This window comes from Dietzia cercidiphylli (assembly GCF_039531545.1).
GTDB classification, from domain to species: Bacteria; Actinomycetota; Actinomycetes; order Mycobacteriales; family Mycobacteriaceae; genus Dietzia; species Dietzia natronolimnaea.
In genome coordinates, this window is sequence record NZ_BAAAQG010000002.1 from 61,552 (window position 1) to 86,629 (window position 25,078).

21 protein-coding genes are annotated in these 25,078 nt (G+C 70.6%); 4 read left to right on the plus strand and 17 right to left on the minus strand.

Features of this window, described 5'->3' with window-relative positions; genetic code table 11:
• Positions 1 to 20: 20 nt before the first annotated feature.
• The 7 genes from nusB to ABD250_RS00330 form a co-directional block, all read right to left on the minus strand.
• Positions 21 to 566 carry a transcription antitermination factor NusB gene (gene nusB / locus ABD250_RS00300; RefSeq protein ID WP_182617265.1) on the minus strand — a complete coding sequence of 182 codons (546 nt, stop codon included), beginning with the start codon at positions 564 to 566 and terminating at the stop codon, positions 21 to 23.
• Between the two features lie 2 nt (positions 567 to 568).
• Positions 569 to 1,132 carry an elongation factor P gene (gene efp / locus ABD250_RS00305; protein ID WP_182610780.1) on the minus strand — a complete coding sequence of 188 codons (564 nt, stop codon included), beginning with the start codon at positions 1,130 to 1,132 and terminating at the stop codon, positions 569 to 571.
• 74 nt (positions 1,133 to 1,206) lie between these two features.
• The gene (locus tag ABD250_RS00310; protein WP_182657712.1) at positions 1,207 to 2,307 is read right to left on the minus strand and encodes a M24 family metallopeptidase; all 1,101 of its coding nucleotides are present in this window, start codon (positions 2,305 to 2,307) and stop codon (positions 1,207 to 1,209) included.
• Positions 2,304 to 3,431: a 3-dehydroquinate synthase gene (gene aroB, locus ABD250_RS00315; protein WP_182640521.1), complete on the minus strand. Its 1,128-nt coding sequence runs from the start codon at positions 3,429 to 3,431 to the stop codon at positions 2,304 to 2,306. Before aroB ends, ABD250_RS00310 begins: the two co-directional genes overlap by 4 nt.
• 56 nt (positions 3,432 to 3,487) lie before the next feature.
• Entirely contained in the window at positions 3,488 to 4,039 is a 552-nt protein-coding gene (locus ABD250_RS00320) for a shikimate kinase (protein ID WP_179525359.1), read from the minus strand.
• Positions 4,036 to 5,238 (minus strand): chorismate synthase, encoded by a 1,203-nt coding sequence (gene aroC, locus ABD250_RS00325; protein ID WP_182657714.1) that lies wholly within the window; start codon positions 5,236 to 5,238, stop codon positions 4,036 to 4,038. The genes ABD250_RS00320 and aroC overlap by 4 nt, the downstream gene beginning before the upstream one ends.
• A gap of 38 nt (positions 5,239 to 5,276) precedes the next feature.
• Positions 5,277 to 6,350, minus strand: coding sequence for an AraC family transcriptional regulator (locus ABD250_RS00330; protein ID WP_182657716.1), 1,074 nt, complete (start codon positions 6,348 to 6,350; stop codon positions 5,277 to 5,279).
• A 70-nt stretch (positions 6,351 to 6,420) separates the two neighbouring features.
• Between ABD250_RS00330 and ABD250_RS00335 the strand changes: the two genes are divergently transcribed.
• Positions 6,421 to 7,938 carry a flavin-containing monooxygenase gene (locus ABD250_RS00335; protein WP_182644413.1) on the plus strand — a complete coding sequence of 506 codons (1,518 nt, stop codon included), beginning with the start codon at positions 6,421 to 6,423 and terminating at the stop codon, positions 7,936 to 7,938.
• A gap of 41 nt (positions 7,939 to 7,979) precedes the next feature.
• On the opposite strand, the gene ABD250_RS00340 is transcribed toward ABD250_RS00335, so the two are convergent.
• From ABD250_RS00340 to ABD250_RS00365, 6 genes are all read right to left on the minus strand, one after another.
• Positions 7,980 to 8,906, minus strand: coding sequence for a shikimate dehydrogenase (locus ABD250_RS00340; RefSeq protein WP_344389856.1), 927 nt, complete (start codon positions 8,904 to 8,906; stop codon positions 7,980 to 7,982).
• A complete protein-coding gene (locus ABD250_RS00345) occupies positions 8,896 to 10,005 on the minus strand; it encodes an endolytic transglycosylase MltG (protein ID WP_338404202.1) in 1,110 nt (369 codons plus the stop codon). Before ABD250_RS00345 ends, ABD250_RS00340 begins: the two co-directional genes overlap by 11 nt.
• 155 nt (positions 10,006 to 10,160) lie before the next feature.
• A complete protein-coding gene (ruvX, locus tag ABD250_RS00350) occupies positions 10,161 to 10,634 on the minus strand; it encodes a Holliday junction resolvase RuvX (RefSeq protein ID WP_182658861.1) in 474 nt (157 codons plus the stop codon).
• Positions 10,631 to 13,291 carry an alanine--tRNA ligase gene (alaS, locus tag ABD250_RS00355; protein WP_344389861.1) on the minus strand — a complete coding sequence of 887 codons (2,661 nt, stop codon included), beginning with the start codon at positions 13,289 to 13,291 and terminating at the stop codon, positions 10,631 to 10,633. Before alaS ends, ruvX begins: the two co-directional genes overlap by 4 nt.
• A 164-nt stretch (positions 13,292 to 13,455) precedes the next feature.
• A complete protein-coding gene (locus ABD250_RS00360; protein ID WP_017836862.1) occupies positions 13,456 to 13,611 on the minus strand; it encodes a hypothetical protein in 156 nt (51 codons plus the stop codon).
• Positions 13,612 to 13,703: 92 nt separating this feature from the next.
• Entirely contained in the window at positions 13,704 to 15,056 is a 1,353-nt protein-coding gene (locus ABD250_RS00365) for a replication-associated recombination protein A (RefSeq protein WP_425551850.1), read from the minus strand.
• Between the two features lie 174 nt (positions 15,057 to 15,230).
• On the opposite strand from ABD250_RS00365, the gene ABD250_RS00370 reads away from it, so the two are divergent.
• A complete protein-coding gene (locus ABD250_RS00370) occupies positions 15,231 to 16,535 on the plus strand; it encodes an alkaline phosphatase family protein (RefSeq protein ID WP_344389867.1) in 1,305 nt (434 codons plus the stop codon).
• A 23-nt stretch (positions 16,536 to 16,558) separates the two neighbouring features.
• Here ABD250_RS00370 and aspS read toward each other — a convergent pair whose 3' ends face one another.
• Positions 16,559 to 18,361 carry an aspartate--tRNA ligase gene (aspS, locus tag ABD250_RS00375; protein WP_182658400.1) on the minus strand — a complete coding sequence of 601 codons (1,803 nt, stop codon included), beginning with the start codon at positions 18,359 to 18,361 and terminating at the stop codon, positions 16,559 to 16,561.
• A 231-nt stretch (positions 18,362 to 18,592) separates the two neighbouring features.
• Here aspS and ypfJ point away from each other — a divergent pair, with 231 nt between their 5' ends.
• On the plus strand, positions 18,593 to 19,507 hold the full coding sequence (gene ypfJ, locus ABD250_RS00380; protein ID WP_182658402.1) for a KPN_02809 family neutral zinc metallopeptidase: 915 nt from the start codon (positions 18,593 to 18,595) through the stop codon (positions 19,505 to 19,507).
• Positions 19,508 to 19,522: 15 nt separating this feature from the next.
• On the opposite strand, the gene hisS is transcribed toward ypfJ, so the two are convergent.
• Both hisS and ABD250_RS00390 read right to left on the minus strand, forming a co-directional pair.
• Entirely contained in the window at positions 19,523 to 20,803 is a 1,281-nt protein-coding gene (gene hisS / locus ABD250_RS00385; protein WP_182658399.1) for a histidine--tRNA ligase, read from the minus strand.
• A gap of 48 nt (positions 20,804 to 20,851) precedes the next feature.
• Positions 20,852 to 21,517: an MBL fold metallo-hydrolase gene (locus tag ABD250_RS00390; RefSeq protein ID WP_179525370.1), complete on the minus strand. Its 666-nt coding sequence runs from the start codon at positions 21,515 to 21,517 to the stop codon at positions 20,852 to 20,854.
• Positions 21,518 to 21,721: 204 nt separating this feature from the next.
• Here ABD250_RS00390 and ABD250_RS00395 point away from each other — a divergent pair, with 204 nt between their 5' ends.
• On the plus strand, positions 21,722 to 22,651 hold the full coding sequence (locus tag ABD250_RS00395) for a peptidylprolyl isomerase (RefSeq protein ID WP_182609388.1): 930 nt from the start codon (positions 21,722 to 21,724) through the stop codon (positions 22,649 to 22,651).
• Between the two features lie 24 nt (positions 22,652 to 22,675).
• Here ABD250_RS00395 and ABD250_RS00400 read toward each other — a convergent pair whose 3' ends face one another.
• The gene (locus ABD250_RS00400) at positions 22,676 to 25,039 is read right to left on the minus strand and encodes a RelA/SpoT family protein (RefSeq protein ID WP_182658398.1); all 2,364 of its coding nucleotides are present in this window, start codon (positions 25,037 to 25,039) and stop codon (positions 22,676 to 22,678) included.
• Between the last annotated feature and the right edge of the window lie 39 nt (positions 25,040 to 25,078).

Below are 25,078 nucleotides of genomic sequence, written 5' to 3' on the forward strand. Positions count from 1 at the left end.
AGCTTTCGGACCGAACTCTATCAGTCCTCGGTTCCGGTCTCCGACGGGTCGGGGGTGGCCTCCGACACGTCTACGGCCGGCGCCGGGTCCAGCGAGGACACCGCGCGCTCGGCCGCCCGGATGTGCTCGGCGAGCCCGGCGATGCGGTCGAGGACGGCGTTGACGTAGGGCACCGACTTCTCGGCGGACAGGTCGGCGACCAGCAGCACCGACTGGTCGATCACGATGGCCGAGTCCACGTCCTCGGTGCCGAACAACAGCTCCCACGCCCCGGCGCGCAGCACCGCACGGTCCACTGCCGGGAGGCGCTCGAGCGTCCATTCCCGCAGGTGCTCGGCGATCATGGTGTCGAGACGGTCCAACCGCTCCGCCACGCCCGTGACGATGTCCACGGTGTACGAGGCGACGTCGTGGAACTCCTGCGACTCCTCGCCCATCCGGCGGCGTTCCTCGGCGAGCGCCACCACGTCGGCGTCCCGGAGCTCCGCCTCGAACAGCAGGGCCACCGCGCGCTTGCGGGCCCGGAACCTCGATCCGCGGCGCCGGTGTTCTGCGTCATCCGCCATGGTCAGGCGTTCACCCGGCTGAGGTAGCGGCCGTCGCGGGTGTCGATCCGCAGCTTGTCGCCCGTGTTGATGAACAGCGGCACGTGGACCTCGGCGCCGGTCTCGAGGGTGGCGGGCTTGGTGCCGCCGGTCGACCGGTCCCCCTGCAGGCCCGGGTCGGTGTGCTGGACCACCAGGTCGACGGCGACGGGCATCTCGGCGAAGAGCGCCACGCCCTCGTGCATCGACACCTGGACGCTGGTGTTCTCGAGGAGGAACCGGGCACCGTCCCCCATCACGGTGGGCGAGACGTTGATCTGCTCGAAGTCCTTCTCGTCCATGAGGACGTAGTCCTCACCGTCGCGGTAGAGGAAGGTCATGTCGCGGCGGTCCACCGTGGCGGTCTCCACCTTGACCCCGGCGTTGTAGGTCTTGTCGACGATCTTGCCGGAGACCACGTTCTTGATCTTGGTGCGGACGAAGGCGGGACCCTTACCCGGCTTGACGTGCTGGAACTCCTGGATCTGCCACAGGTTGCCCTCCTCCTTGAGGACGAGGCCGTTCTTGAAGTCGGCGGTGGACGCCATGATCGTTCTCCTTCGCGAGTCGTCGGCGGGCGGCCGGGGACCGGCGCCGCGCGCATTGTCTGTGGGACGGCTGCTCAGAGCACGCTGAGCGCCGTCGACGTGGTGGTCAGGGACCTACCGCCCCCGCCGGTGACGGCCACGGTGTCCTCGATTCGGATCCCTCCGAGGCCGGGGAGGTAGATCCCCGGCTCGATGGTGATCACATCGCCGTCGGACAGTGTACTCGCGGACCTGCTCGACACCGCGGGCGCTTCATGGACGTCCAACCCCACCCCGTGTCCCAGCGAGTGGCCGAAGTACCCGTCGAACCCGGCGTCGGCGATGATGCCCCGACTCACCGCGTCGAGCTCCGAGCAGGCCAGTCCCGCCCGGACCGCCGCCACCCCGGCGAGCTGGGCGCGTCTGACGACCTCGTAGGCGTCGAGGAGTCGGTCGGCAGCGCCGCCCAGGGCGACGGTGCGGGTGCAGTCGGAGGCGTATCCCGATACCGTCGCTCCGAAGTCCACCACGACGAGATCACCGGCGGCGAGAAGCCTGTCCCCCGGGACATGGTGCGGGTGCGCACCGTTGGGGCCCGAGGCGACGATGGTGTCGAACGCCACCCCGTCGGAGCCGGCCCGTCGCATCGCGTGTTCGAGATCCGCGGCGACCTCCCGCTCGCTGCGGTTCTCGGCGAGCAGGCCGTGGGCCAGCAGATGGTTCCATGACTCGTCCACGACCCGGCAGGCACGCTCGATGAGTCCGATCTCGACCGGGTCCTTCGCCCGCCTGACCTGCTCCACGAGCCCGCTGGTCTCGACGACCTGTGTCCCGGCGGCCCCGACCTGCTCGAGAACACCGCGCAGGGCGGACGCCGCGGACAGGGTCAGGTCGTCCGCCTCCACCGCGAGCGGGGCGTCCGCGGGACCCCGGCGACGTCCGAGCACCCCGGCGACGTAGTCCCGCGAGATCACGTGCCCGACATCAGGGGCCTGCTCGACCACCTGGAGCTCGTACCGCGAGTCCGTGCACAGGACCGCCTCGCCGTCGTCCTCCACGAGGACGGCCCCACCGGATCCGCGGAACCCGGTGAGGTAGGCGATGTTCCGTGGGTCGGTGACCAGGAGCGCACCGGCTCCCGCCTCGGCGGTCGCGGAGGCGACCGCACGTCGACGGGCCGCCAGGCGGTCGTTCACAGCAGGACCCCGCCGCCGCTGGGCTTGTTCCCCTCGGAGATCGCGGCGTAGGCCGCCGTCATCAGGGACGGGTCGGGGGCCTCCATGCGCGCCGGCCGGGCCAGTCCGTCGAGGACCACCAACCGGAGGAAGCCGGAGTGGTTCTTCTTGTCCCCCGCCATCAGCTCGAGCAACCGCGGGAACGCGTCGTCATGGTATCCGGTGGGTAGGCCGAGAGAGGACAGGATCGACGCGTGACGGTCGGCCGTCGCGTCGTCCAGACGACCGGCCAGGCGGGCCAGCTCGGCCACGAAGCACATCCCCACGCTCACGGCCGCCCCGTGCCGCCAGCGGTACTGCTCACGCCGCTCGACCGCGTGGCCGAGGGTGTGTCCGTAGTTGAGGTTCTCCCGGGGACCGGACTCCCTGAGGTCCCGGCCCACCACGTCGGCCTTGACCTGGATGCTCCGGCGGATGAGCTCGACGATCGTCTCCCCGGTCGGGTCGAGCGCCGCCTGCGGGTCGGCCTCGATGAGATCGAGGATCGCGGGGTCGGCGATGAAGCCGCACTTGACCACCTCCGCCATCCCGGAGATCAGCTCGTTGCGCGGAACCGACTCGAGTGTCGCGGTGTCGACGAAGACGGCGGCCGGCTCGTGGAAGCTGCCCACCAGGTTCTTGCCCGCGTCGGTGTTGATCCCGGTCTTACCACCGACGGCGGCGTCCACCATCGCGAGCAGCGTGGTGGGGATGTGGATCACGCGGACCCCGCGCATCCAGGTGGCGGCCACGAAGCCGGCGAGGTCCGTCGCCGCCCCGCCGCCCAGGCTCACCACGGTGTCCTTGCGGCCCAACCCGATCTTGCCGAGGACGTCCCAGCAGTACCCCGCCACTGCCAGATCCTTGCCGGCCTCGGCGTCGGGGATCTCCACGCGGTGCGCGTTGACGCCGGCCTCGGCGAGCTGCTCGCGCAGGGCCTCGGCGGTCTGGGTCAACGGAGGCTGGTGGAAGATCGCCAGGTTGCGCGACGTCGAACACGCCTCGAGGATCTCCGGCAGCAGTCCACGGCCGATCACCACCGGGTACGGATCGGCGGACCGCACCTCCACCACCACGGGGTCGGTGTCGTTCCGGTCTCGGTTCATGATGGACTCCCGCTCATCGCTCGACTACTCACGCTCGTACCCGTCTCTCGCCCGACTCACGATCGGTCCCCTGTGCCCCGGGCGTGCGGGTCACCGGACTCGAGCCTGTCGACGATCTCCGTCACCACCTTGCCCGAACTCCGGCGTTCCGTGCTCACCGTCGACCACGCCACCTCGCGGTACAGCGGTGACCGCTCGGTCAGCAACGCCTGGTAGCGCGCCGTCGCGTCCCCGCCCGCGAGGAGAGGACGGCCCGGACCGCGCGACCGACGAACACCCTCGGCCACCCCGATCGTCAGATGGATCACGCGGTGACCACGGAGCCGTGCGCGGGTGGTGGCCGAGAGCACCGCCCCGCCCCCCAGCGACAGGACACCGTCGAAGGACGCGAGCGCCTCCCCCACGACCTTCTCCTCGATCGCGCGGAACGCGGGCTCACCGTCGTCCGCGAAGATCTCGGGGATCGACCGCCCCTCGGACTCCTCGATCATCTGATCGGCGTCACGGAACGGCACGTCGAGCCTCCGGGCGAGCTTGCGTCCGATCGTCGTCTTGCCGGCACCCGGCGGACCCACCAGGACGGCGACCGGCCGTGCCGGATCGCTCATGCCGGATCCGAGTCCCAGTCCAGTCTCGCCGCCACGGCGTCGAGGTAGCCCTGCGCGTTGCGTCGGGTCTCCGACACCGAGTCCCCGCCGAACTTCTGCAGGACGGACCGTGCCAGGACCAGCGCGACCATCGATTCCGCGACCACTCCGGCAGCGGGGACCGCGCACACGTCGGAGCGCTGGTGGATCGCGGTGGCGCCCGACCCGTCGGCCATGTCGACCGTGCTCAGCGCGCGGGGGACGGTGGAGATGGGCTTCATGGCGGCGCGGACCCGGAGCGGCTGACCGTTGGTCATCCCCCCTTCGAGTCCACCCGCACGGTTGCTCCGGCGTCCCACTCCGTCCGCTCCGCGCACCATCTCGTCGTGTGCCACGCTTCCCCGTCGACGGGCGGTCTCGAAACCGTCGCCGACCTCGACCCCCTTGATCGCCTGGATACCCATGAGGGCCCCCGCCAGTTGGGCGTCGAGGCGCTCCTCGCCGGACACGTGCGAACCGAGTCCGATGGGCAGACCGTGGACCACCACCTCGACCACGCCTCCGAGCGTGTCGCCGGCCTTCTTGGCGGCCTCGATCTCGGCGATCATCAGGTCCCCGCTCGCCGCGTCGAACGCGCGCACGGGACTGTCGTCGATGGCCGGCAGGTCGGCGAACGTGGGCTCGGGTCCGGTGTAGGGCTCGGAGGCGCCGATCGAGATCACGTGCGAGAGGACCTCGACACCCAGGACCTCACGCAGCAGCGCGCGGGCGACCGTCCCGGCGGCGACCCTGGCCGCGGTCTCGCGGGCGCTCGCGCGCTCCAGGACCATCCGGGCGTCGTCGAAGTCGTACTTCAACATGCCGGCGAAGTCGGCGTGGCCCGGGCGCGGTCGGGTGAGCACGGCCGCGCGGGCCTTGTCCTCGATCGCGTCGGGCTCGACGGGATCCGCCGACATGATCTGTTCCCACTTGGGCCACTCGGTGTTACCGACCTCGATCGCGATGGGCGAGCCCATGGTGCGACCGTGCCGGACGCCCGCGAGCACCCTCACCGCGTCGGCCTCGAACTTCATCCGGGCGCCGCGGCCGTAGCCCAGGCGGCGGCGGGCGAGCTGCGAGGCGATCTGCTCGCTCGTCACCTCGACCCCCGCGATGACGCCCTCGACGATCGTCACTAGGGCCTGGCCATGCGATTCTCCGGCGGTGGTCCACTTCAGCACGCCGCCGATCATCCCACGTCCGGGTCTCACCCGGCACATCAGGCCCGCGGCGCCGCCGAGGTCCGGGTCCGGGAGGCGACGGAGGCCTGGTGTGGCGTGGTGCCGGTGAGGCGACGGAACGCGTGGATGAAGCTCGACGCCTCGGCGTATCCCAGGCGGATCGCGACGTCCTCGACCGAGAGCAGACCGGTGGCCAGCATCCGCTCCGCCAACTCGACCCGGACGTCGCCCAGCAGGCGCTGGTACGAGGTGCCCTCGTCCGCCAGCCGCCTCCGCAGCGTCCGGGGACTCATCCCCAGTGCGGCGGCCACGGAGGGCATGGGTGCCCCCTGGGAGAGACTCCCGGTGATCTCGACGCGGACACGGCTGCTCACCGGACCGCGGGTCCGGCGGGTGGCGGCGAGGTCCCGGCAGAGCGCCTCGGCCATGGCCACCGCCCCGGCACTGCCCTGCGGGAGGGGTAAGTCGAGGTGGACGGCGTCGAAGACCGCCGTGACCCCGTCGCCACCACCGGGCGATGACGGCACCGTGCCCAGCCGCTCGCCGTAGGCGGCGAGGGTCTCGTCGGTGCGCCCGCCGGCGAACGTGACCTCGGTGAAGGGCAGGCCGCCGGGGACGAGGTCCCGGAGAACGGAGTCGATCGCGAAGAGATCCCGATCCACGAGGAACTCGCGGACGTCCTCCGGGAGGGCGGCTCCCCCCAGCCGGACGACGATCCGGTCGCCGGTCGCCTCCACACCGAACGCGCTGAAGATGTAGCTCAGGTCGATGAAGCGCAGTGTCATGGCGATCACGTCGCGGAGGGTGGGGCTGGACAACAGGGCGTATCCGAGGATCCCGAAGGTCGTCAACCGATAGGCGGCCCCGACCTCCGCGGCGAGCGCGGGGCGGTCACCCGCGGCGGCGCACAGGTTGCGGATCGCGGCGAGCTCCTGCGCCGGGGCCACCAGCAGATCGGGGGTCGCGAGCTCGGCGGGACTGAGACCGACCCCGCGCAGGATGGTCCCCGCCTCCACGCCGAGTGCGCCCCCGGCCTCGACGAGCACACCGATGCCGGTGGCAGAACGCGGGAAGTCCCAGTGCGCTACCGCGGGGCGGTCCCAGGAGGTCATGGCCGGAATTATGGATTATTCGTCCGGGAAAGTCTGTGGCCACGCTGGGCCGACCCCATACGGTCGCACCATGACTTCCTCCGCCTCACCCGCGAACAGCACCCGACGGCGCCCGCGCGTACTCATCATCGGCGCCGGATTCGGTGGCCTCGGCGCCGCCTACGAACTCACCCGAGACGACCTCGCGGACGTGACGATCCTGGAGAAGGCCGACGACGTGGGCGGGGTGTGGCGGGACAACACCTACCCGGGAGCGGCCTGTGACGTGCCGTCGAACCTGTACTCGTACTCGTTCCACCGCAAGACGGACTGGGGCCGCCGCTACGCCGAGCAGCCGGACATCCTGTCCTACATCCGCGAGACGGCGGACCGGTACGGCCTACGGGACAAGGTGCGCACGGGGATCGAGGTGACCTCGGCCACCTTCGACGAGGACACCGCCACGTGGACGGTGCTCACCGCCTCCGGCGAGTCGTTCGAGGCCGACGTTCTGGTCCCCGCGATCGGCCAGCTGTCCAGGCCGGCATACCCGAACATCCCCGGGCTGGACTCCTTCGCGGGCCCGTCGTTCCACTCCGCCCGGTGGCGGCACGATGTGGATCTCACCGGCAAGCGGGTCGCGGTGCTCGGTACCGGGGCCTCGGCGATCCAGTTCGTCCCCCGGATCCGTGAGGCCGCGTCCCACGTGACGGTCTACCAGCGCTCGGCGCCGTGGGTGGTGCCCAAGCCCGACCGGGCCTACACCGACGCGCACCACACCGCGTTCGCCCGTGTCCCCGGCCTCGTCCCCGCGATGCGCGGGGCGATCTGGGAGACCACGGAGGCCATCGGCCTGGCCCTGACCTCCGCTCGTCCACTGGCGCGGATCCTCAGCGGGCTGGCCAAGGCCAACCTCAGGCTGACCGTCCGGGACCCGGAGTTGCGCGCCGCACTCACCCCCACGGAACCGATCGGGTGCAAACGGATGCTGTTCAGCAACGAGTGGTACCGCGCGCTGGCCCAGCCGGACGTCGACGTGGTGACCGACGGCGTCGCCGAGGTCGTCCCAGACGGGATCGTCACATCCGACGGACGTCTGCACCCCGCCGACGTCATCGTCTACGGCACCGGCTTCAAGGCCACCGAGTTCCTCGCGCCCATCACCGTGCGGGGGCGCGGGGGCCGGGATCTGCACGAGCAGTGGCGTGAGGGCGCACGGGCGTACCTCGGGATGGCCGTCCCGGGTTTTCCCAACATGTTCCTGATCTACGGCCCCAACACCAATCTCGGGAGCAGCTCGATCATCCTCATGATGGAACAGCAGGCCCGGTACATCCGTCAGATCGTCGAGGATCTGGCCCGTGCTGAGCGGCCCGTGGCACTCGAGGTGCGACGTGAGGTCGACGACGCCTACGACGCCGAGATCCTGCGACGCCTCGACGACTCGGTCTGGAGCGGGTGCGACTCCTGGTACAGGGTGGACTCCGGAAGGGTCACCACCAACTGGCCCGGGTTGGTCCACGAGTACCAGCGCCGGACCCGCACCGCGGACACCGCCGACTACGAGACCGTCGCGCCGCGCCGCTCGGCGGAGTCGGCGGCGGTCTGATCGCCCGCCCGGCGCCCGGTGGCGCCGGGCGCCCCCGGCTCTCAGCGACCGAGCGCCGCGGCCAGTGCCGAGGCCATGGCCTGGCGGGGCGCGGGGCGTCCGGTGAACAGTTCCACCTGACCGAAGGCCTGGTGCAACAGCATCACGTCGCCGCCGACGACGGGGATCCCGGCCGCCACCGCGACCGACCCCGCCGCGGTGGGCCAGGGGTCGTACAGGACGTCGAATACCCGGTTCGCGCGGGCCACCAGGCCGGTGAGTTCGCCGATCCCCGGCTCGGGGACGGTGTTGACGAGGATGTCCGCCCGCGAGATCTCATCCGCCAGGGATTCATCGGACAGCAGCACGGTGCGGATCTCCAGGCCGACAGCCCGCCCGCACGCGGCCGCGGGTCCGGCGTTGTCGCGGCGGGACGCCAACACCACGCGCGTCGCTCCGGCCTCGGCGAGCCCGGCCAGCACCGGCCGCGCCGTCCCGCCGACCCCCAGGACGACCGCCGTCGGCTCCGCGGGCAGTCCGTCGAACTCGGCGAGCGCTCCGGTCACCCCGTCCACATCGGTGCAGTCGGCGAACCAGCCGTCCCCCCGCCGGACCAGGGTGTTGGCACTGCCGACGATCCGGGCGCGATCGCTGACCTCGGTCGCGTACCCGAGCGCGGCGAACTTGCCCGGCATCGTCACCGAGTAGCCCACCCGGTGTCCCGGCGAGGAGTCGACCACTGAGGCCAGACGTTCGGCATCGCAGTCGATCCGCTCGTAGGTCCATCCGTCGAGGCCGAGCGCCCGGTACGCCGCACCGTGCAGAACCGGGGAGAGAGAGTGGTCGACAGGATGACCCAACACCGCCGCGGAGCGGGGTGACGTGTCCGCGAGGCCGTCGGAGCCAGCGCCACCCGAACCGGCGTCACCCGAACCCGCGCCACCCGGACCAGCGCCGGCCGGACCGGCGCCCGCGGTGCTAACGCCCACTGGACAGGACCCCGTTGGCTATCGCCTCGCTCTGGTACCGCTCGTGCTCCGGGTACTCGTCGGCGAAGCGGGTGGTGCCCTGCATGTCGACGGTGACGAAGTACTTCCACCGGCCCTCGGCAGGGTTCTCCATCGCCCGGAGTGCGTCGAGCCCGGGAGATCCGATCGGACCGTAGGGCAGTCCGTCCATGGCGTAGGTGTTCCACGGCGTGACCGCCGCACGATCGGCGTCGGTGGTGGCGATCTCCTGGTCGGCGAGGGCGTAGTTGACCGTCGAGTCGAACTGGAGGCGCATCGGCTCGTCGAGCCGGTTGAGGATCACCCGGGCGATCTTGTCGAAGTCCTCCAGCGTGCCCTCCTTCTCCACCAGGGACGCCGCGGTGACCACCTGGTACGGCGTCAACCCGATCCGCTCGGCCGAGGGGACGAGACCGGTGGCGTCGTAGGCGTCGGTCGACGAGTCGATCAGCTGCCGCAGGATCTCCAGGGGCTCCGACTGCGGGCTGACGTTGTGGACCCCGGGCGCGATCAGGCCCTCGAGACGTCGAACCGGGTCCGGGGCGCCCCGGACCTCGTTGATCGCCCAGTCGGGCACCCCGAGTTCGGTGGGGTCGGCCTGCACGGCCGCGTCGACGATCTCCTGCGGCTGGCGGCAGGTGGGTGGGGCCTCGGGGTCGTCCAGGTCCCGGAGACAGGTCGCGTCCGCGATCAGGGTGAAGATGCCCTTCTCGGTACCGCCGCCGACGACCACGGTGTCGAGCAGCCGCCCGCCGGGCTTGACGTCCATGAAACCGACCCTGTTCCGGGGATCGGCCAGGGCCTCCACCGCCGACGCGGCGCTCATCTCCTCCCGGACCTGGTAGTACCCCGGCTGAATGCCCTCGACCGACGTCCCGGCCGCCGCTCCCGTGAAGGCCCGGGTGCTGGCCACGGTGCCGATGTCGTACAGGCGGTCACCGACGACGCCCAGGGTGTCCCCGGGCTCGACGTGCAACAGGGCGTTGCCGGAGCCCTCGCCCTCGAAATCGGGTGCCGCGGAGACCTCGTTGCCCGTGTTGCGATAAACCATCACGGCGAAGGCCAGGACAACCCCGACCACGGCCGCAAGGAGTATGAACCGGGTGGTGCCACTTGTTCGTGAGCGTCCTCGTGCCGCAGACATCGTGCTCCTTAGCCAGGGGTTCTGGGAGCTGCCCGCCGGACAGCATCGTGCTTGACGGGCAGTTTATCCAGCCGCGCCGGTCGACACGCCCATCATCGGCGGGCGCGCCGTGAGTCGAGCCATGCCTGCAGGAGCACCACCGCGGCGGCCTGGTCGATCACGCCCCGCTGCTGTCGGGTGTTCCTGCCCGCGCCGTGGAGGGCCGCCCCGGCCGTCACGGTCGTGAGTCGTTCGTCCACGAACTCGACGTCGAGGTCGGGCGAGGCGGTGGAGAGCGCCCCCACGAACGACCGCGCCATCGCCGTGGAGGCGGTGTCCCGACCCTTCAGTGAGGTGGGCAGCCCCACGATCACGCCGACGGCGTCGTACTCCTCGACGAGGTCCCCCAGGCGTCCCAACTCCGACGTCCACTCGGGATCACCGCTGGTGACGCGGATCGTCTCGACAGGTGTCGCGAGGATCCCGTCGGGATCGCAGGAGGCGACCCCGATCCGTGCCGTCCCCACGTCCAGGCCGAGCCGCCGACCACGGGTCCACCCGTGGACGTCGGGGTCCGGTCCCGTCACCCGGCATCCCGCACGGCGGCGCGCAGCGCGGACACGGCCGCGTCGATCCCGGACGGATCGGTGCCCGCCCCCTGCGCCATGTCCGGCTTGCCGCCGCCCCTCGCCCCGAGCGCCGGCGAGATGGCCCTGACCAGATCGCCCGCGCGGAGGCCGCGCTCCTGGGCGGCGGGGCTCACCGCGATGACGAACGGCACCTTCTCCGAGCCCCCGGCGGTGAGGAAGATGACACCGGCATCCCCACCGAGTCGGCCCTTGAGGTCGGACGCGAGGGTACGCAGGTCGCCCGCCGCTCCCCCCGGGACGTCGTGGGCGAGCACCCGGATCCCGTCGAGGTCCTCGGCCGCCGAGAGCAGGTCCCCGGCCCGCGAGGCGAGCTGGGCGGCACGCATCGACTCCAGTGCCTTCTCAGCCTCCCGCAGCTTCGCGGTCAGCGCGGCCACCCGGTCGGGCAGTTCGTCGGCGGGCGCCTTGAGCGAGGTGGCCAGGCCCGACACGAGAGCGCGCTCACGGGCCTGGTGCCGGTAGGCGTCCATCCCGACGTACGCCTCCACGCGCCGGATACCCGATCCGACCGAGGCCTCGCCCAGCAGACTCACCGGGCCGATCTGCGCGGAACTGGACACGTGGGTGCCTCCGCACAGTTCCATCGAGAACGGTCCGCCGATCTCCACCACCCGGACCAACGACCCGTAGTTCTCCCCGAACAACGCCATCGCGCCCATCCGCCGGGCCTCGTCGAGGCTGGTCTCGATCGTGTTCACGCCGTAGTCGGCGTCGACGGCGGCGTTGGTGATCTCCTCGACCTGCGCGAGGACGTCCGCCGGGATGGAACCCGACCAGTTGAAGTCGAACCGCATGTACCCCGGCTTGTTGAGCGAGCCGGCCTGGACGGCCTCCGGTCCGAGGATCTGACGAAGTGCGGCGTGCACGAGGTGGGTGGCCGAGTGGCCCTGAGTGGCCCCCTTGCGCCACTCCGGGTCGACGGCCGCGGTGACGAGCTGGCCGGCCTCGACCTCGCCGCCCGTGAGGACGCCCTTGTGGATCCAGAGCTTCTTCCCGATCTTCTGCACGTCGTCGACCTGCATCTGGAAACCAGCGGTGGAGATCATCCCGCGGTCACCGAGCTGGCCACCGGACTCGGCGTAGAACGGTGTGCGGTCGAGCACGAACTCCACCGCGTCTCCCTCGCGCGCGACGTGGACGGCCTCTCCGCCGGAGACGATGCCCAGGAGGGTGGACTCGTCGGTGAGTTCGGTGAAGCCGGTGAAGACGGTCTCACCGGCGTCGAGGAAGTCGCGGTACACCGACAGGTCGGCGTGGGCGTGCTTCTTGGACCGCGAGTCGGCCTTGGCCCTGGCGCGCTGCTCGGACATGAGGGAGCGGAAGCCCTCCTCGTCGACCTGCAGTCCGGCCTCGGAGGCCATCTCGAGGGTGAGGTCGATCGGGAAACCGTGCGTGTCGTGCAGGGCGAACGCCTGGCGGCCGGTGAGCACCGCCGCGCCGGAGGCCCTGGCGTCCTCGGCGGCACGCTCGAAGAGTTGGGTTCCCGACTCGAGGGTCTTGAGGAAGGCGACCTCCTCGGCCACGGCGATGCGCTCGATGCGCTCGTAGCCGGCGATCGTCTCGGGGAAGGACGGGCCGATCGCCTCCTTCACGGTGGCCATGAGCTCGGCCATCGTGTCACCGGTCGCGCCCAGGAGTCGGACGGACCGGACGATGCGCCGAAGCAGCCGCCTCAGGATGTACCCGCGCCCCTCGTTGCCGGGGGTCACGCCGTCGGAGATGAGCATGTACGCCGTCCGCGCGTGGTCCGCGATCACCCGGAAGCGGACGTCGGAGGCGTTGTCCACCCCGTACCTGGTGCCGGAGAGCCGCTCGGCGGTGTCGATCACCGGGCGGAGCAGATCGGTCTCGTAGACGTTCTCGACGCCCTGGAGCAGGAACGCGACGCGCTCGATCCCCATCCCGGTGTCGATGTTCTGCTTGGGTAGCGGGCCCAGGATCTCGAACGCGTCCTTGCCGGTGCCCTCACCGCGCTCGTTCTGCATGAACACGAGGTTCCAGATCTCGATGTAGCGGTCCTCGTCCGCCTCCGGTCCGCCCTCGACCCCGTACTCCGGTCCGCGATCGTAGAAGATCTCAGAGCACGGACCGCAGGGCCCGGGGACGCCCATGGACCAGTAGTTGTCCGCCATGCCGCGGCGTTGGATGCGACCCTCGGGGATGCCGACCACGTCGCGCCAGATGCCGTAGGCCTCGTCGTCGTCGAGATACACGGTGACCCACAGCAGCCCCGGGTCGATACCGAAACCCCCGTCGTCCAGGGACGAGGTGAGCAGCGACCACGCCTGGCGGATCGCCCCCTCCTTGAAGTAGTCGCCGAACGAGAAGTTACCCGCCATCTGGAAGAAGGTGTTGTGGCGCGTGGTGATGCCCACCTCCTCGATGTCGAGGGTGCGCACGCACTTCTGGATGGAGGTCGCGGTGGCGTGCTCCGGGGTCTCCTGGCCGAGGAAGTAGGGCTTGAAGGGGACCATCCCGGCGTTGACGAACAACAGGTTCGGGTCGTCCAGGACCAGTGATGCGCTGGGGACCTCGGCGTGACCGGCCCTGACGAAGTGGTCGAGGAATCGGCGCCGGATCTCATGGGTCTGCACAGGGGGCCTCACTGGTGGTCTACGGAGGTGGTCGGACGACTGCCCAGCCTACCGGCGCGCCCCCGGGGATCGAGGAACGGACCGCGGGAGCCCGCAGACGACACGGGCACGGACCCCGCGTGCGGGGCCCGTGCCCGTGGACCGGCTCGAGAAGAGGTGGTGTGTCAGCGCGGCATCGGGGGCAGGATGATGCCGAAGTTGGCCGCGGTGATGAACGCCTCCTGGGGAAGCAGCCCCAGGCTGTGCGCGCCGGTCCCCCACACGCCGACCGAGGTGGCCACGCCGACCAGGGTCGAGAAGATGCTGGCGATTCCGCTCATGATTCCTCCGAGAGTGCTTGCGTCCATGGATACCTGGATGTTGCTCGTGTTCATACAGGCCTCATGAGTTTCACATATCCGGGCGGGGGCGGCTAGGTCTTCCCCCGGACAATCGTTCGCAGCCGGGTCAGCCTGGCGGCCAGTTCTCGTTCGTGTCCGTGGCCGGCGGGCGCGTAGTAGTCCCGACCCACGAGCTCGTCGGGAGGGTACTGCTGTGTGACCACCCCGGCCGGGGACTGGTGCGCGTAGAGGTAGCCGACTCCGTTGCCCAGCCCCTTGGCCCCGGCGTAGTGGCCGTCCCGGAGGTGCCGGGGGACCTCACCGACTCCCCCGGCGCGGACATCCGCCATCGCCGCGTCGATCGCGGAGATCACCGCGTTGGACTTGGGCGCGGTCGCCAGATGGATGGTGGCCTGGGCCAGGGCGAGTCGGCATTCGGGCAGCCCCACCTTCTGCACGACCTCCGCCGCGGCGGAGGCGGCGAGCAGTGCGGTGGGATCCGCCATCCCGATGTCCTCGCTCGCGTGCACCACCAGGCGCCGCGCGATGAACCGGGGGTCCTCCCCCGCCACCAACATCCGCGCGAGGTAGTGCAGGGCCGCGTCGGCGTCCGACCCGCGGATCGACTTGATGAACGCGCTCGTGACGTCATAGTGCTGATCCCCGTCCCGGTCATAACGGACCGGGGCCGCGTCCAGGCTCAGCTCGACCGTCTCCGGGGTCACCACGTCGTCCTCGGCGGCTCCCGCGGCGGCCTCCAGGATCGTCAGGCTCCGGCGGGCGTCCCCGCCGGAGAGCCGGACGATGTCCTCCACCGCGGCGTCGGTCACCTCGAGCGCCCCCGCGTAACCCCGCTCATCCGCCACGGCGCGCCGGATCACCGTGGCGACCCCCGCCTGGTCCAGCCCCTGCAGTTCGGCGATGAGAGAACGGCTCAGCAGCGGGGCGATCACCGAGAAGTGCGGGTTCTCCGTGGTCGCGGCCACCAGGAGCACGATGCCGTTCTCCACCGCGGCGAGGAGCGCGTCCTGCTGGCTCTTGGAGAACCTGTGGACCTCGTCGATGAACAACACTGTGCGCCGGCCGTGGATCTGGCGTGTCCGCGCGTCCTCGATCACCGCACGGACGTCCTTGACCCCGGCGCTCAGGGCGGACAGCGCCACGAAGTGCCGACCGGACGAGGTGGCCACGAGGTTGGCCAGCGTCGTCTTGCCCGTCCCGGGCGGCCCGTAGAGGATCACCGAGGACCCTCCCCGGCCCTCGACGAGTCGTCGCAACGGCGAGTTGGCGCGGAGCAGGTGCTGCTGTCCGACCACCTCGTCCAGCGTGCGCGGCCTCATCCGCACGGCCAGCGGGGCCGACGGGTCGACCGGCGGCGGAGCCGCCCCCTCCTCCGGGCCCGGCCCCGCGTCCCCGGCCGCGAACAGCCCTGCGTCATCACTCACGCGCCCCAGGCTACCGACGGCCCCCGACACCGCCCCGGGATGAACATCAGGAGACGAACGGGGCGTCGGGGTGGCCCGGCGCCCCGCCGTCGAGTTGTCTGGAACCCGCCTGTACCCCGCCCCGACGGGGTAGACCTGTGACCAGTCACGTCCCGACCCGAGGAGCCCCGCCCGATGAGCCGCCACCACGACCCCTGCCACGGCCCCACCCTGACCCGCCGGGAGGCGCTGGCCGGGGCCGGTGTGGTCGCCGCCGCGGGCGCGGTGGGGGTCACCCTCCTCGCCGACCCCGCTCCGGTCTGGGCCACTCCCACGCGCCCGGTCGCCGACGACCTCGACGTCTACGTCCTGGTCACCGACGGCATGCGGCCCGACGAACTCAACCCCGTGCAGGCCCCCACCCTGCACCGGTGGGCCTCGGAGGGGACCAGGTTCACCGACGCGTCGTCGGTGATGATCGCCGAGACGCTCCCCAATCACGCGGCGATGGTCACCGGGGTCCTGCCCGAGCGCAACGGGGTTCCCGCCAACTCGATCTGGGACCACGCCGCCGGCACCGACAGGACGCTCGACCGGCCTGACGATCTCCGGGCGCCGACCGTGCTCGACCGGATCCGCACCGAGGCGGGCCTGACCACCGCGAGTGTCCTGAGCAAGGACTACCTCCACGGACTGTTCGGCGGGCGCGCGAGCGTCCAGTGGGCGCCGTTCCCGCTCGTCCCCATCACCGACCACTCCCTCGACTGGTTCACCATCGAGGCCCTCAAGCAGACCATCACCGACCACGCCCCCCGGATGATCTTCGTCAACCTCGGCGACATGGACCGCTTCGGACACATGGACCTGTCCGGGACCTCACTCCGCCTGGCGCGCAACCAGGCGGTCGCCAACTCCGACCACAAGCTCTGGGACCTCGAGCAGTTCCTCCGCTCGACCGGCCGCTGGGAGCGCTCGGTGGTCATCGTCCTGGCCGATCACGGGATGGACTGGTCGGAGCCGCTGAGACTGATCAGCGCGGCTGGTGCGATCGAGGCGGACGCCGCGATCCGTGGGCGCTTCGGGATCGCCCAGAACGGCGGGGCGGACACGTTCGCCTACCTCGGTCCCGCTCACGAGCGCGACGCCTCGCTGCGGCGACTGCGTGAGGTCGTGGGCGCGCTGCCGGGGGTCAACCGACTCTACGATCCGGCCGAGCTCTCGCTGGGTCGACTCGGCGGTGACCTGGTGGCCACGTGCCATCCCGGATGGCGCTTCTCCGACCCCACCCCGTTCTCCAACCCGATCCCCGGCAACCACGGGCACGAGGTCACCCTGGGGATCCCGTTCTTCGTCGGTGGCGGGCACCGGATCGTGCGTCGGGGCGGCACCGTCGACCGCCCGGTCCGCACACTCGACGTGGCACCGACCGTCGCCCGGCTGTTCGGCCTGGACCACGCGGGGATGGACGGCCGCCCGGCGCTCGAGGCGTTCCACCTCTGAGGCCGAGGCGGCTGGTCGGGCGGCTACCCGGCTGACGCGGGCTCCGCCTGGGTCCCCCGACCGCGGGTCACGGGCTTGGCGTCGATTCCCGACTCGGTGCGCTGCTGCGTGGTGATGGGCGCGGGAGCGTCGGTGAGCGGGTCGACACCGCCGCCGGACTTCGGGAAGGCGATGACGTCGCGGATGGAATCGGTGCGGGCCAGCAGCGCACAGATGCGGTCCCACCCGAACGCGATGCCGCCGTGCGGCGGCGCGCCGTAGGAGAAGGCGTCGAGGAGGAAGCCGAACTTCTCCTGCGCCTCCTCCTGCGAGATGCCCATGACTCCGAACACCCGCTCCTGGACGTCCTTGCGGTGGATGCGGATGGACCCGCCGCCGATCTCGTTGCCGTTGCACACGATGTCGTAGGCGTACGCCAGGGCCGAACCCGGGTCGGTGTCGAAGGTGTCCAGGTGCTCCGGCTTGGGGGAGGTGAACGCGTGGTGCACGGCGGTCCACGCCCCCGAGCCCACCGCCACGTCACCGGCGGCCGTGGCGTCGTCGGCGGGCTCGAACATGGGCGCGTCGACCACCCAGGTGAACGCCCACGCCTCCGGGTCGATCAGTCCGAGCTTGTCCGCGATCTCACCGCGGGCCGCACCGAGGAGCGCACGGGTGGACTTGACCCCTCCGGCGCCGAAGAAGATGCAGTCACCTGGCTCCGCGCCGACGTGCGCGGCGATCCCGGCGCGCTCCGCCTCCGACAGGTTCTTGGCCACGGGGCCGCCGAGCTCGCCGTCCTGGCCGACGAGGATGTAGGCCAGGCCCTTTGCCCCGCGCTGCTTGGCCCACTCCTGCCAGGCGTCGAGCTGACGCCGGGGCTGCGACGCCCCGCCCTTCATGACCACCGCGCCGACGTAGGGGGCCTTGAAGACCCGGAACGGGGTCTCGGCGAAGAACTCGGTGCACTCGACCAGTTCGATGTCGAAGCGCAGATCCGGCTTGTCCGAACCGAAGCGACGCATCGCCTCGTCATAGGTCATGCGCGGGATGGGGGTCGAGATCCGGTACCCGGCGGTGGCCCACACCTCGGTGAGGATCTCCTCCGCGATCGCGATCACGTCGTCCTGGTCGACGAAGCTCATCTCCACGTCCAGCTGCGTGAACTCCGGCTGCCGGTCCGCACGGAAATCCTCGTCCCGGTAGCAACGGGCGATCTGGTAGTACCTCTCCATCCCGGCCACCATGAGGAGCTGCTTGAACAGCTGGGGAGACTGCGGGAGCGCGTAGAAGGTGCCCGGCTGGAGGCGCGCGGGGACGAGGAAGTCGCGCGCGCCCTCGGGGGTCGACCGGGTCAGGGTCGGGGTCTCGATCTCCACGAAATCATGGCGGGCCATGACGCCCCGGGCGGCCGAGTTGACCTTCGACCGCAGTCGCAGTGCGGCCCCCGGCCCCTCGCGACGGAGGTCGAGGTACCGGTGGCGAAGGCGTGCCTCCTCGCCCACCTCGTCGTCGAGCTGGAACGGCAGCGCCGCGGCCTCACTGAGCACCTCGAACGAGACCACGTCGACCTCGACCTCCCCGGAGGCGAGGTTCGGGTTCTCCGACCCCTCGGGGCGGCGGTCCACGACGCCGGTGACGGAGACGCAGAACTCGTTCCGCAGACGATGCGCACGCTCCGCGATCTCTTCGGAGCGGAACACCACCTGACACACACCGGTGGAGTCCCGGAGATCGACGAAGATGACCCCGCCGTGATCCCGGCGACGCGCGACCCAGCCGGCCAGGGTGATGGTGTCCCCGGCGTCGGCGGCTCGGAGCTGGCCGGCGGAATGGGTGCGCAGCACTGCGGTGGTCCTCTCGTCGGAAAAGCGGGGTGGTCGGCGAACGGCGATCGGACCCACCGCGGCTCGTGCGGTCGGCCCCGGGTTCGGACGACGCACAGTCTACGTCCACCCGTCGTTGTTCCCGGTGTCGGCTGCGGCTGACACTTCCTGCCCAATACAGTGTCCTCGACGACGCGGTGGTTCGGCATGCCCGGGTGGACCGGCGGCCCCGTGGACGAGAGGGCGGCCGACATGACGTTCCGGCAGGGCGGGAGCCTGGACACCAGCGGGGTCTCCGGCGGGGGCCGCGGTGGTCGAGGGGGTCGCCGGGGGATGGCGGTCGGCGGAGGGGTCGGCGGCCTCGCCGTCGTCCTGGTCGCACTGTTCCTCGGGGTCGACCCGGGACTACTCGGCCTCGACCAGGGCGACAGCGGCCGGGGCCAGACCTCCGACTCGGCACAGCGGTTCCAGGCCCACATCGACCAGTGCGACCTCGACCAGGCCAACACGGACACGATCTGCCGGATCGTCGCCACGACGGAGAGCCTCGAGGACGTCTGGAACACCCAACTCCCCGACCAGGCCGGGATGCGGTGGGTCCAACCGCACACCACCATCTTCACCGGCGACGTCGACACCGCGTGCGGCGCGGCCTCCTCCGACGTCGGGCCGTTCTACTGCCCGGCGGACCAGGACGTCTACATCGACCCGGCCTTCTTCGACGAGGTCCTGGTCGGTCGGCTCGGGGGCTCACCCGCCGGCGCGGCCCAGATGTACGTCGTCGCGCACGAGTTCGGGCACCATCTGCAGACGATGCTCGGTGACATCCGCCGATCCCAGCAGGATCCGCAGGGCGCGTCCTCGGGCGCGGTCCGGGTCGAGCTCCAGGCCGACTGCTACGCCGGGCTGTGGGCCCACTACGCCACCTCGACCCCCGGTCCCGACGGCGGGGAGCCACTGCTGGAGAGCCTGACCCCGCGCGACGTCGACGCGATCATCCAGACCGCCGAGGCGATCGGGGACGACCACATCCAGCGGTCCGGCGGCGCCCGGGTCGACCCCGACTCGTGGACCCACGGCTCGTCGGAGATGCGGCGCCAGTGGTTCCTGACCGGGTACGACCAGGGGTCCGTGGAGGCCTGCGACACCTTCGGCGCGCGGGTGTGATCCCGCGGGGGCGGATCAGGGAGTGACGAGACCGGTGACGTGGGAGACCACGGAGTCCAGCGGGACCGGGGACTGCTCACCCGTGGCCATCGTCTTGACCACCACGGTTCCCGACGCCAGCTCGTTCTCGCCCACGACGAGGGTGACGGCGGCCCCCGACCGGTCGGCGGCCTTGAACGCGCCCTTCATACCGCGGTCGCCGTAGGCCATGTCCGCGCGCAGACCGGCGCGACGGAACTCGGCCAGCACGGGCACCAGCGCGGCCCTGGCCGGCGCGCCGAGAGCGACGCCGTACACGTCCACCCGGCCGCCGGAGGCGTGGTCGATCCCCTCCGCCTGCAGCGCGAGCATCGTGCGGTCGACGCCGATACCGAACCCGATTCCGGACAGAGCCTGGCCCCCGAGTTGCTCCATCAGTCCGTCGTAACGACCACCGCCGCCGATCCCGGACTGGGCGCCGAGGCCGTCGTGGACGAACTCGAACGTGGTCTTGGTGTAGTAGTCCAGGCCTCGGACCATCCGGGGATTGACCTCGTAGGCCACGCCGAGGGCGTCGAGGTGTGACCTGACTTCGGCGAAGTGCGCGGCGCTCTCCTCGGACAGGTGGTCGATCATCAGCGGGGCGCCCGAGAGCTGCGCGCGGACCTCCGGGCGCTTGTCGTCGAGGACGCGCAGCGGGTTGACCCGTGCGCGTTCCCGCGTGGCCTCGTCGAGGTCCAACCCGGCGAGGAACGCCTGCAGCCGTTCCCGGTAGGCGGGCCGGCATGAGTCGTCCCCGAGCGAGGTGAGCTCCAGCCGGAACCCGGTCAACCCGAGGGACCGGAAGGCCTCGTCCGCCACCGCGATCACCTCGGCGTCGAGGGCGGGGTCGTCGATCCCGATCGCCTCGATACCGACCTGCTGCAACTGCCGGTACCGGCCGGCCTGGGGACGCTCGTAGCGGAAGAACGGGCCGGCGTAGCAGAGCTTGACGGGCAGCTGACCGCGGTCCAGGCCGTTCTCGATGACCGAACGCATCACGCCGGCGGTCCCCTCGGGCCGGAGGGTGACGCTCCGTCCGCCACGGTCTTCGAACGAGTACATCTCCTTGGAGACGACGTCGGTGGACTCCCCCACCCCACGGGCGAACAACGCCGTGTCCTCGAAGATCGGCAGCTCGATGTGCCCGTAGCCCGCCCGCCGGGCGGCGGTGGTGATCGCATCCCGGACCGCGACGAACGCGGCGGAGGTCGGGGGGACGTAGTCGGGCACCCCCTTCGGTGCCTTGAGCGCGGTTTTCTTCTGGGTGCCGGTCACGTGTGGTGGGTCCTTGCGTCTCTCGGTGGGTGGTTCGGGGAGGGGGTTCTAGAGGTCACGCAGGAACGGGTTGGACCGCCGTTCCCGGCCGACGGTGGTCGAGGGTCCGTGCCCGGGGAGCACCACCGCGTCGTCGTCCAGCGTGAGGAACTTCTTGGCGATCGACTGCATGAGCACATCGGTGTCGCCCGCGGGCAGGTCGGTACGGCCGACCCCGTCCTGGAACAGCACATCGCCCCCGAGCACGACCGTTCGCCGGCCCTCCTCGGTGTCGACGACGATCCGGAAGGACACCGACCCCGGGCTGTGTCCGGGCACGTGGTCCACGTCGAAGGTCATCGCCCCGAAGCGCAGCGTGTCACCGTCGAAGACCTCGATGACCTCCGCCGGCTCCGTGAAGGCGATGTCCTTGAGCATCGCGGACAGGTCGAGCGACAGCCCCTGACCCGGATCCGAGAGCATGACACGGTCCTCCGGGTGGATGTACGCCGGCACGCCGTAGTGGTCCGCGACCTGCTGGGCGTTCCAGATGTGGTCCAGGTGGCCGTGGGTCAGCAGTACCGCCCGGGGCTTCAAGCCCGCCTCGGAGACCTGCCTGCGCACCTGGTCCTCGGCGTCCTGGCCCGGGTCGACGATCACGCAGTCCCCCGCGGCGTCGGACACGATGTAGCAGTTGGTCTGGAACATCCCGGCTGGGAACCCGATGATCTGCACGTCCCGTACTCCTTTTCTCGATCGCCCACGACGTCCGTCGCGAACTGCCGGTCCGACTGGGCGGTACACCGGAGTGGTGTTCAGCCGTCTCGGCCCGACCTGGTAGACAAGACCCCTGGGCTGGAGCGCTGTGGTCTGCTCTGTGAGTCCCCACCGCGGCGTCAGCCGACTGTTCCAGCCTAGTCCAGGTACCCAGGAGGGTCAGTGTCCACCAACCAGGAACGCCGAGCAGAGGCGCGTCAACGCCTGCGCGAGCAGATGGAGGCGCAGGCCCGCCGTGAGAAGCAACTCAAGATCGTCGCGGCGTCGGTCGTCGTCGCGGTCCTGCTGGGGATCGTCGGGGTGGTCGCATGGATCAACTACGACCGCAAGCGCGCGGAGGAGTACGCCGCCAACTGGCTGACCTGCGAGTACCCCACCGACACCGAGACCCCCGAGCCGCTCGACCCCGCGGAGTTCGAGGATCAGGGCGCCGAGGTGGTGGCGGAGGTCGAGGAGTTCAACGCGCAGGTCGAGACCGTCAACGACACCAAGCGTGACGCCGAGCCGCCGTCGGGCGACCAGGCCAGGCAGGGCCTGGCGGAGATCACCATCACCACCGACCGCGGTGAGATCCCGATCACGCTCGATCGGTCCGGCGCCCCCTGCAATGTCGCCAGCTTCGTCCACCTGGCCGAGCAGCGGTACTTCGACGACACCGAGTGCCACCGCCTGACCGTCTCGGAGGAGGAGCCCGGTCTGTCGGTCCTCCAGTGCGGTGACCCCACGGGGACCGGCCTGTCCGGTCCCGGCTACTCCGTGGTCGACGAGCCGCCCGCCGCGGATACCCTCGAGCTCGCCGACGACGGTTCGGGCGCCGCCATCTACCCCCGTGGCACCGTCGCCATGGCCAAGTCGCAGGCCCCCGACAGCGCCGGGAGCCAGTTCTTCCTGGTGTACGAGGACTCCGCACTCCCGCCGGAGTACACCGTCATGGGAACGGTCGGGGACTCGGGCCTCGAGGTCCTCGACGACATCGCCGAGACCGGTGTGAGGAGCGATGACCCGACCGACCGGGACAACCAGGTCCCGCGGCGCCCCGTCACGATCGAGACCGTGGTCGTCGACGCCCAGTCGGGGCTCCCCGAGAGGTGAGGCCCGGGGGCCGGGACATCCGGCTCAGTTCGACGTCATCCGGTTGACGTCGAAGACCCCCTCGACACCTCGGACCGTCTGCAGGACGTGTCCGAGGTGTTTGGGGTCGGCCATCTCGAAGGTGAACCGCGAGATCGCCACCCGATCGTCCCCCGCCGTCTGGACGGACGCGGACAGGATGTTGACCTTCTCGTCCGCCAGCACCTTGGTCACGTCCGACAGGAGCCGGTGTCTGTCGAGCGCCTCCACCTGGATCGCCACCAGGAACACCGCACCCGGCTGGGGTGCCCATTCGACCTTGACCAGGCGCTCGGGCTCGCGGTGCAGGTCGGAGGCGTTGGTGCAGTCGGTGCGGTGGACGCTCACCGTGCCGCCGCGGGTGATGAACCCGAGGACCTCGTCGCCGGGCACCGGCATGCAGCAGCGGGCGAGTTTGGCGTGCACGTCCTTGACCCCGCCCACGAGGATCCCGGGACCCGCCGGCGCGGGCCGGTTCGAGGTGATGTTCTTGTCCCGCGAGCGGTCCGCCAGCTCCTCGGTGACCTCGTCGGCCCCCCCGTGGGCGGCGACGAGCCGACCCACGATCTGCTTGGCGGAGACGTGGTTCTCCCCGATCGCCGTGTAGAGCGCGGTGACGTCGGCGAACCCCAGCTCCCGTGCGACACCGGCGAGTGACTCGTTGGAGAAGACCCGGTGGACGGGTACCCCCCCGCGCCGTACCTCCCGGGTGATGAGGTCCTTTCCGCGTTCGAGAGCCTCCTCGCGCCGCTCCTTGGCGAACCACTGGCGGATCGAACTCTTGGCCCTGCCGGACACGACGAACTTCTGCCAGTCCAGGCTGGGGCCCGCGTTGGGGTCCTTGGAGGTGAAGACCTCGACGACCTCGCCGTTCTCCAGCGGCTTCTCGAGCGCCACGAGCTTGCCGTTGACGCGCGCGCCGATGCACCGGTGGCCGACCTCCGTGTGGACGGCGTAGGCGAAGTCCACGGGGGTCGCGCCGACGGGCAGGTTGATCACGTCGCCCTTCGGCGTGAAGACGAAGATCTCCTTGCTGGTCATCTCGAACCGCAGGGAGTCGAGGAACTCGCCCGGGTCGGCGGCTTCACGCTGCCAGCTCAGCAGTTGGCGCATCCACGCCATCTCGTCCACCTCGGCGGGGTCTCCGTGGTGCTTGCCGCGGGTCTCCTTGTACCGCCAGTGCGCCGCGATCCCATACTCGGCGTTGCGGTGCATCTCGTGGGTCCGGATCTGGATCTCCAACGGCTTGCCGTCGGGCCCGATCACGGTGGTGTGGAGCGAGCGGTAGACGCCGAACCTCGGCTGCGCGATGTAGTCCTTGAACCTCCCCGGCATGGGCTTCCACGTGGAGTGCACCACGCCGATCGCGGCGTAACAGTCCCGCACGTCCTCGCACAGCACGCGGATGCCCACCAGGTCGTGGATCTCGTCGAACTCGCGTCCCCGGACGATCATCTTCTGGTAGATCGACCAGTAGTGCTTGGGGCGGCCCTCGACCCGGGCCTGGATGTGGGCGTTCTCCAGCTCGGCCCTGACCCGGTTGATCACCGTGCCCAGGTACACGTCCCGACTGGGCGCCCGGTCGGCGACCAGTCGCACGATTTCCTGGTACTTCTTGGGTTCCAGGATCGCGAAGGCGAGGTCCTCGAGCTCCCACTTCACGGTGGCCATGCCGAGGCGGTGGGCCAACGGCGCGATCACCTCGAGCGTCTCGCGAGCCTTCTTGACCTGCTTCTCCGGAGGGAGGAAGCGCATGGTCCGCATGTTGTGCAGGCGGTCGGCGACCTTGATCACCAGGACCCGCGGGTCATGCGCCATCGCGATGATCATCTTGCGGATCGTCTCCGCCTCGGCCGCCTCGCCGAAGTCGACCTTGTCCAGCTTGGTGACCCCGTTGACCAGATGGGCGACCTCGTCCCCGAAATCCGAGGCGAGGGACTCGAGGGAGTAGTCGGTGTCCTCCACGGTGTCGTGCAGCAGCGCCGCCACGAGGGTGGTGGTGTCCATGCCCATCTCGGCGCAGATGCTCGCGACCGCCAGCGGATGGGTGATGTAGGGGTCGCCCGACTTGCGGAACACACCCTGGTGTTGGCGTTCGGCGAGTGCATAGGCGCGTGCCAGCAGCGCCACGTCGGCCTTGGCGTGGTGGATCCGGTGTACACGGACGAGGGGCTCGAGAACGGCGGGCGTGGACGTCACCGTCAACCCGGAGGTGAGGCGTCGCGCCCACCTGGCCCGGACGCGTCTGCCGGCGGAGGGCCGCGCACCCGGGATCACGGGCAGGGGCTGCGTGTTGGGTTGGGGCTGCTCCGCGGGCACGGGCTGCGGGCCGGCGCCGACGTTCGCGGCGGGATCCTGGCGATTGGTCATGCCGGCTCCTCCCTCCGGGTCCGATCCGTCAACGACGGG

What these genes read in the sequence shown, in the direction of transcription:
- nusB (WP_182617265.1), bottom strand. Translation starts at nt 566, where the DNA reads ATGGCGGATGACGCAGAACACCGGCGCCGCGGATCGAGGTTCCGGGCC.
- efp (WP_182610780.1), bottom strand. Translation starts at nt 1,132, where the DNA reads ATGGCGTCCACCGCCGACTTCAAGAACGGCCTCGTCCTCAAGGAGGAG.
- aroB (WP_182640521.1), bottom strand. Translation starts at nt 3,431, where the DNA reads ATGAACCGAGACCGGAACGACACCGACCCCGTGGTGGTGGAGGTGCGG.
- ABD250_RS00320 (WP_179525359.1), bottom strand. Translation starts at nt 4,039, where the DNA reads ATGAGCGATCCGGCACGGCCGGTCGCCGTCCTGGTGGGTCCGCCGGGT.
- ABD250_RS00330 (WP_182657716.1), bottom strand. Translation starts at nt 6,350, where the DNA reads ATGACCTCCTGGGACCGCCCCGCGGTAGCGCACTGGGACTTCCCGCGT.
- ABD250_RS00335 (WP_182644413.1), top strand. Translation starts at nt 6,421, where the DNA reads ATGACTTCCTCCGCCTCACCCGCGAACAGCACCCGACGGCGCCCGCGC.
- ABD250_RS00360 (WP_017836862.1), bottom strand. Translation starts at nt 13,611, where the DNA reads ATGAGCGGAATCGCCAGCATCTTCTCGACCCTGGTCGGCGTGGCCACC.
- ABD250_RS00370 (WP_344389867.1), top strand. Translation starts at nt 15,231, where the DNA reads ATGAGCCGCCACCACGACCCCTGCCACGGCCCCACCCTGACCCGCCGG.
- ypfJ (WP_182658402.1), top strand. Translation starts at nt 18,593, where the DNA reads ATGACGTTCCGGCAGGGCGGGAGCCTGGACACCAGCGGGGTCTCCGGC.
- ABD250_RS00400 (WP_182658398.1), bottom strand. Translation starts at nt 25,039, where the DNA reads ATGACCAATCGCCAGGATCCCGCCGCGAACGTCGGCGCCGGCCCGCAG.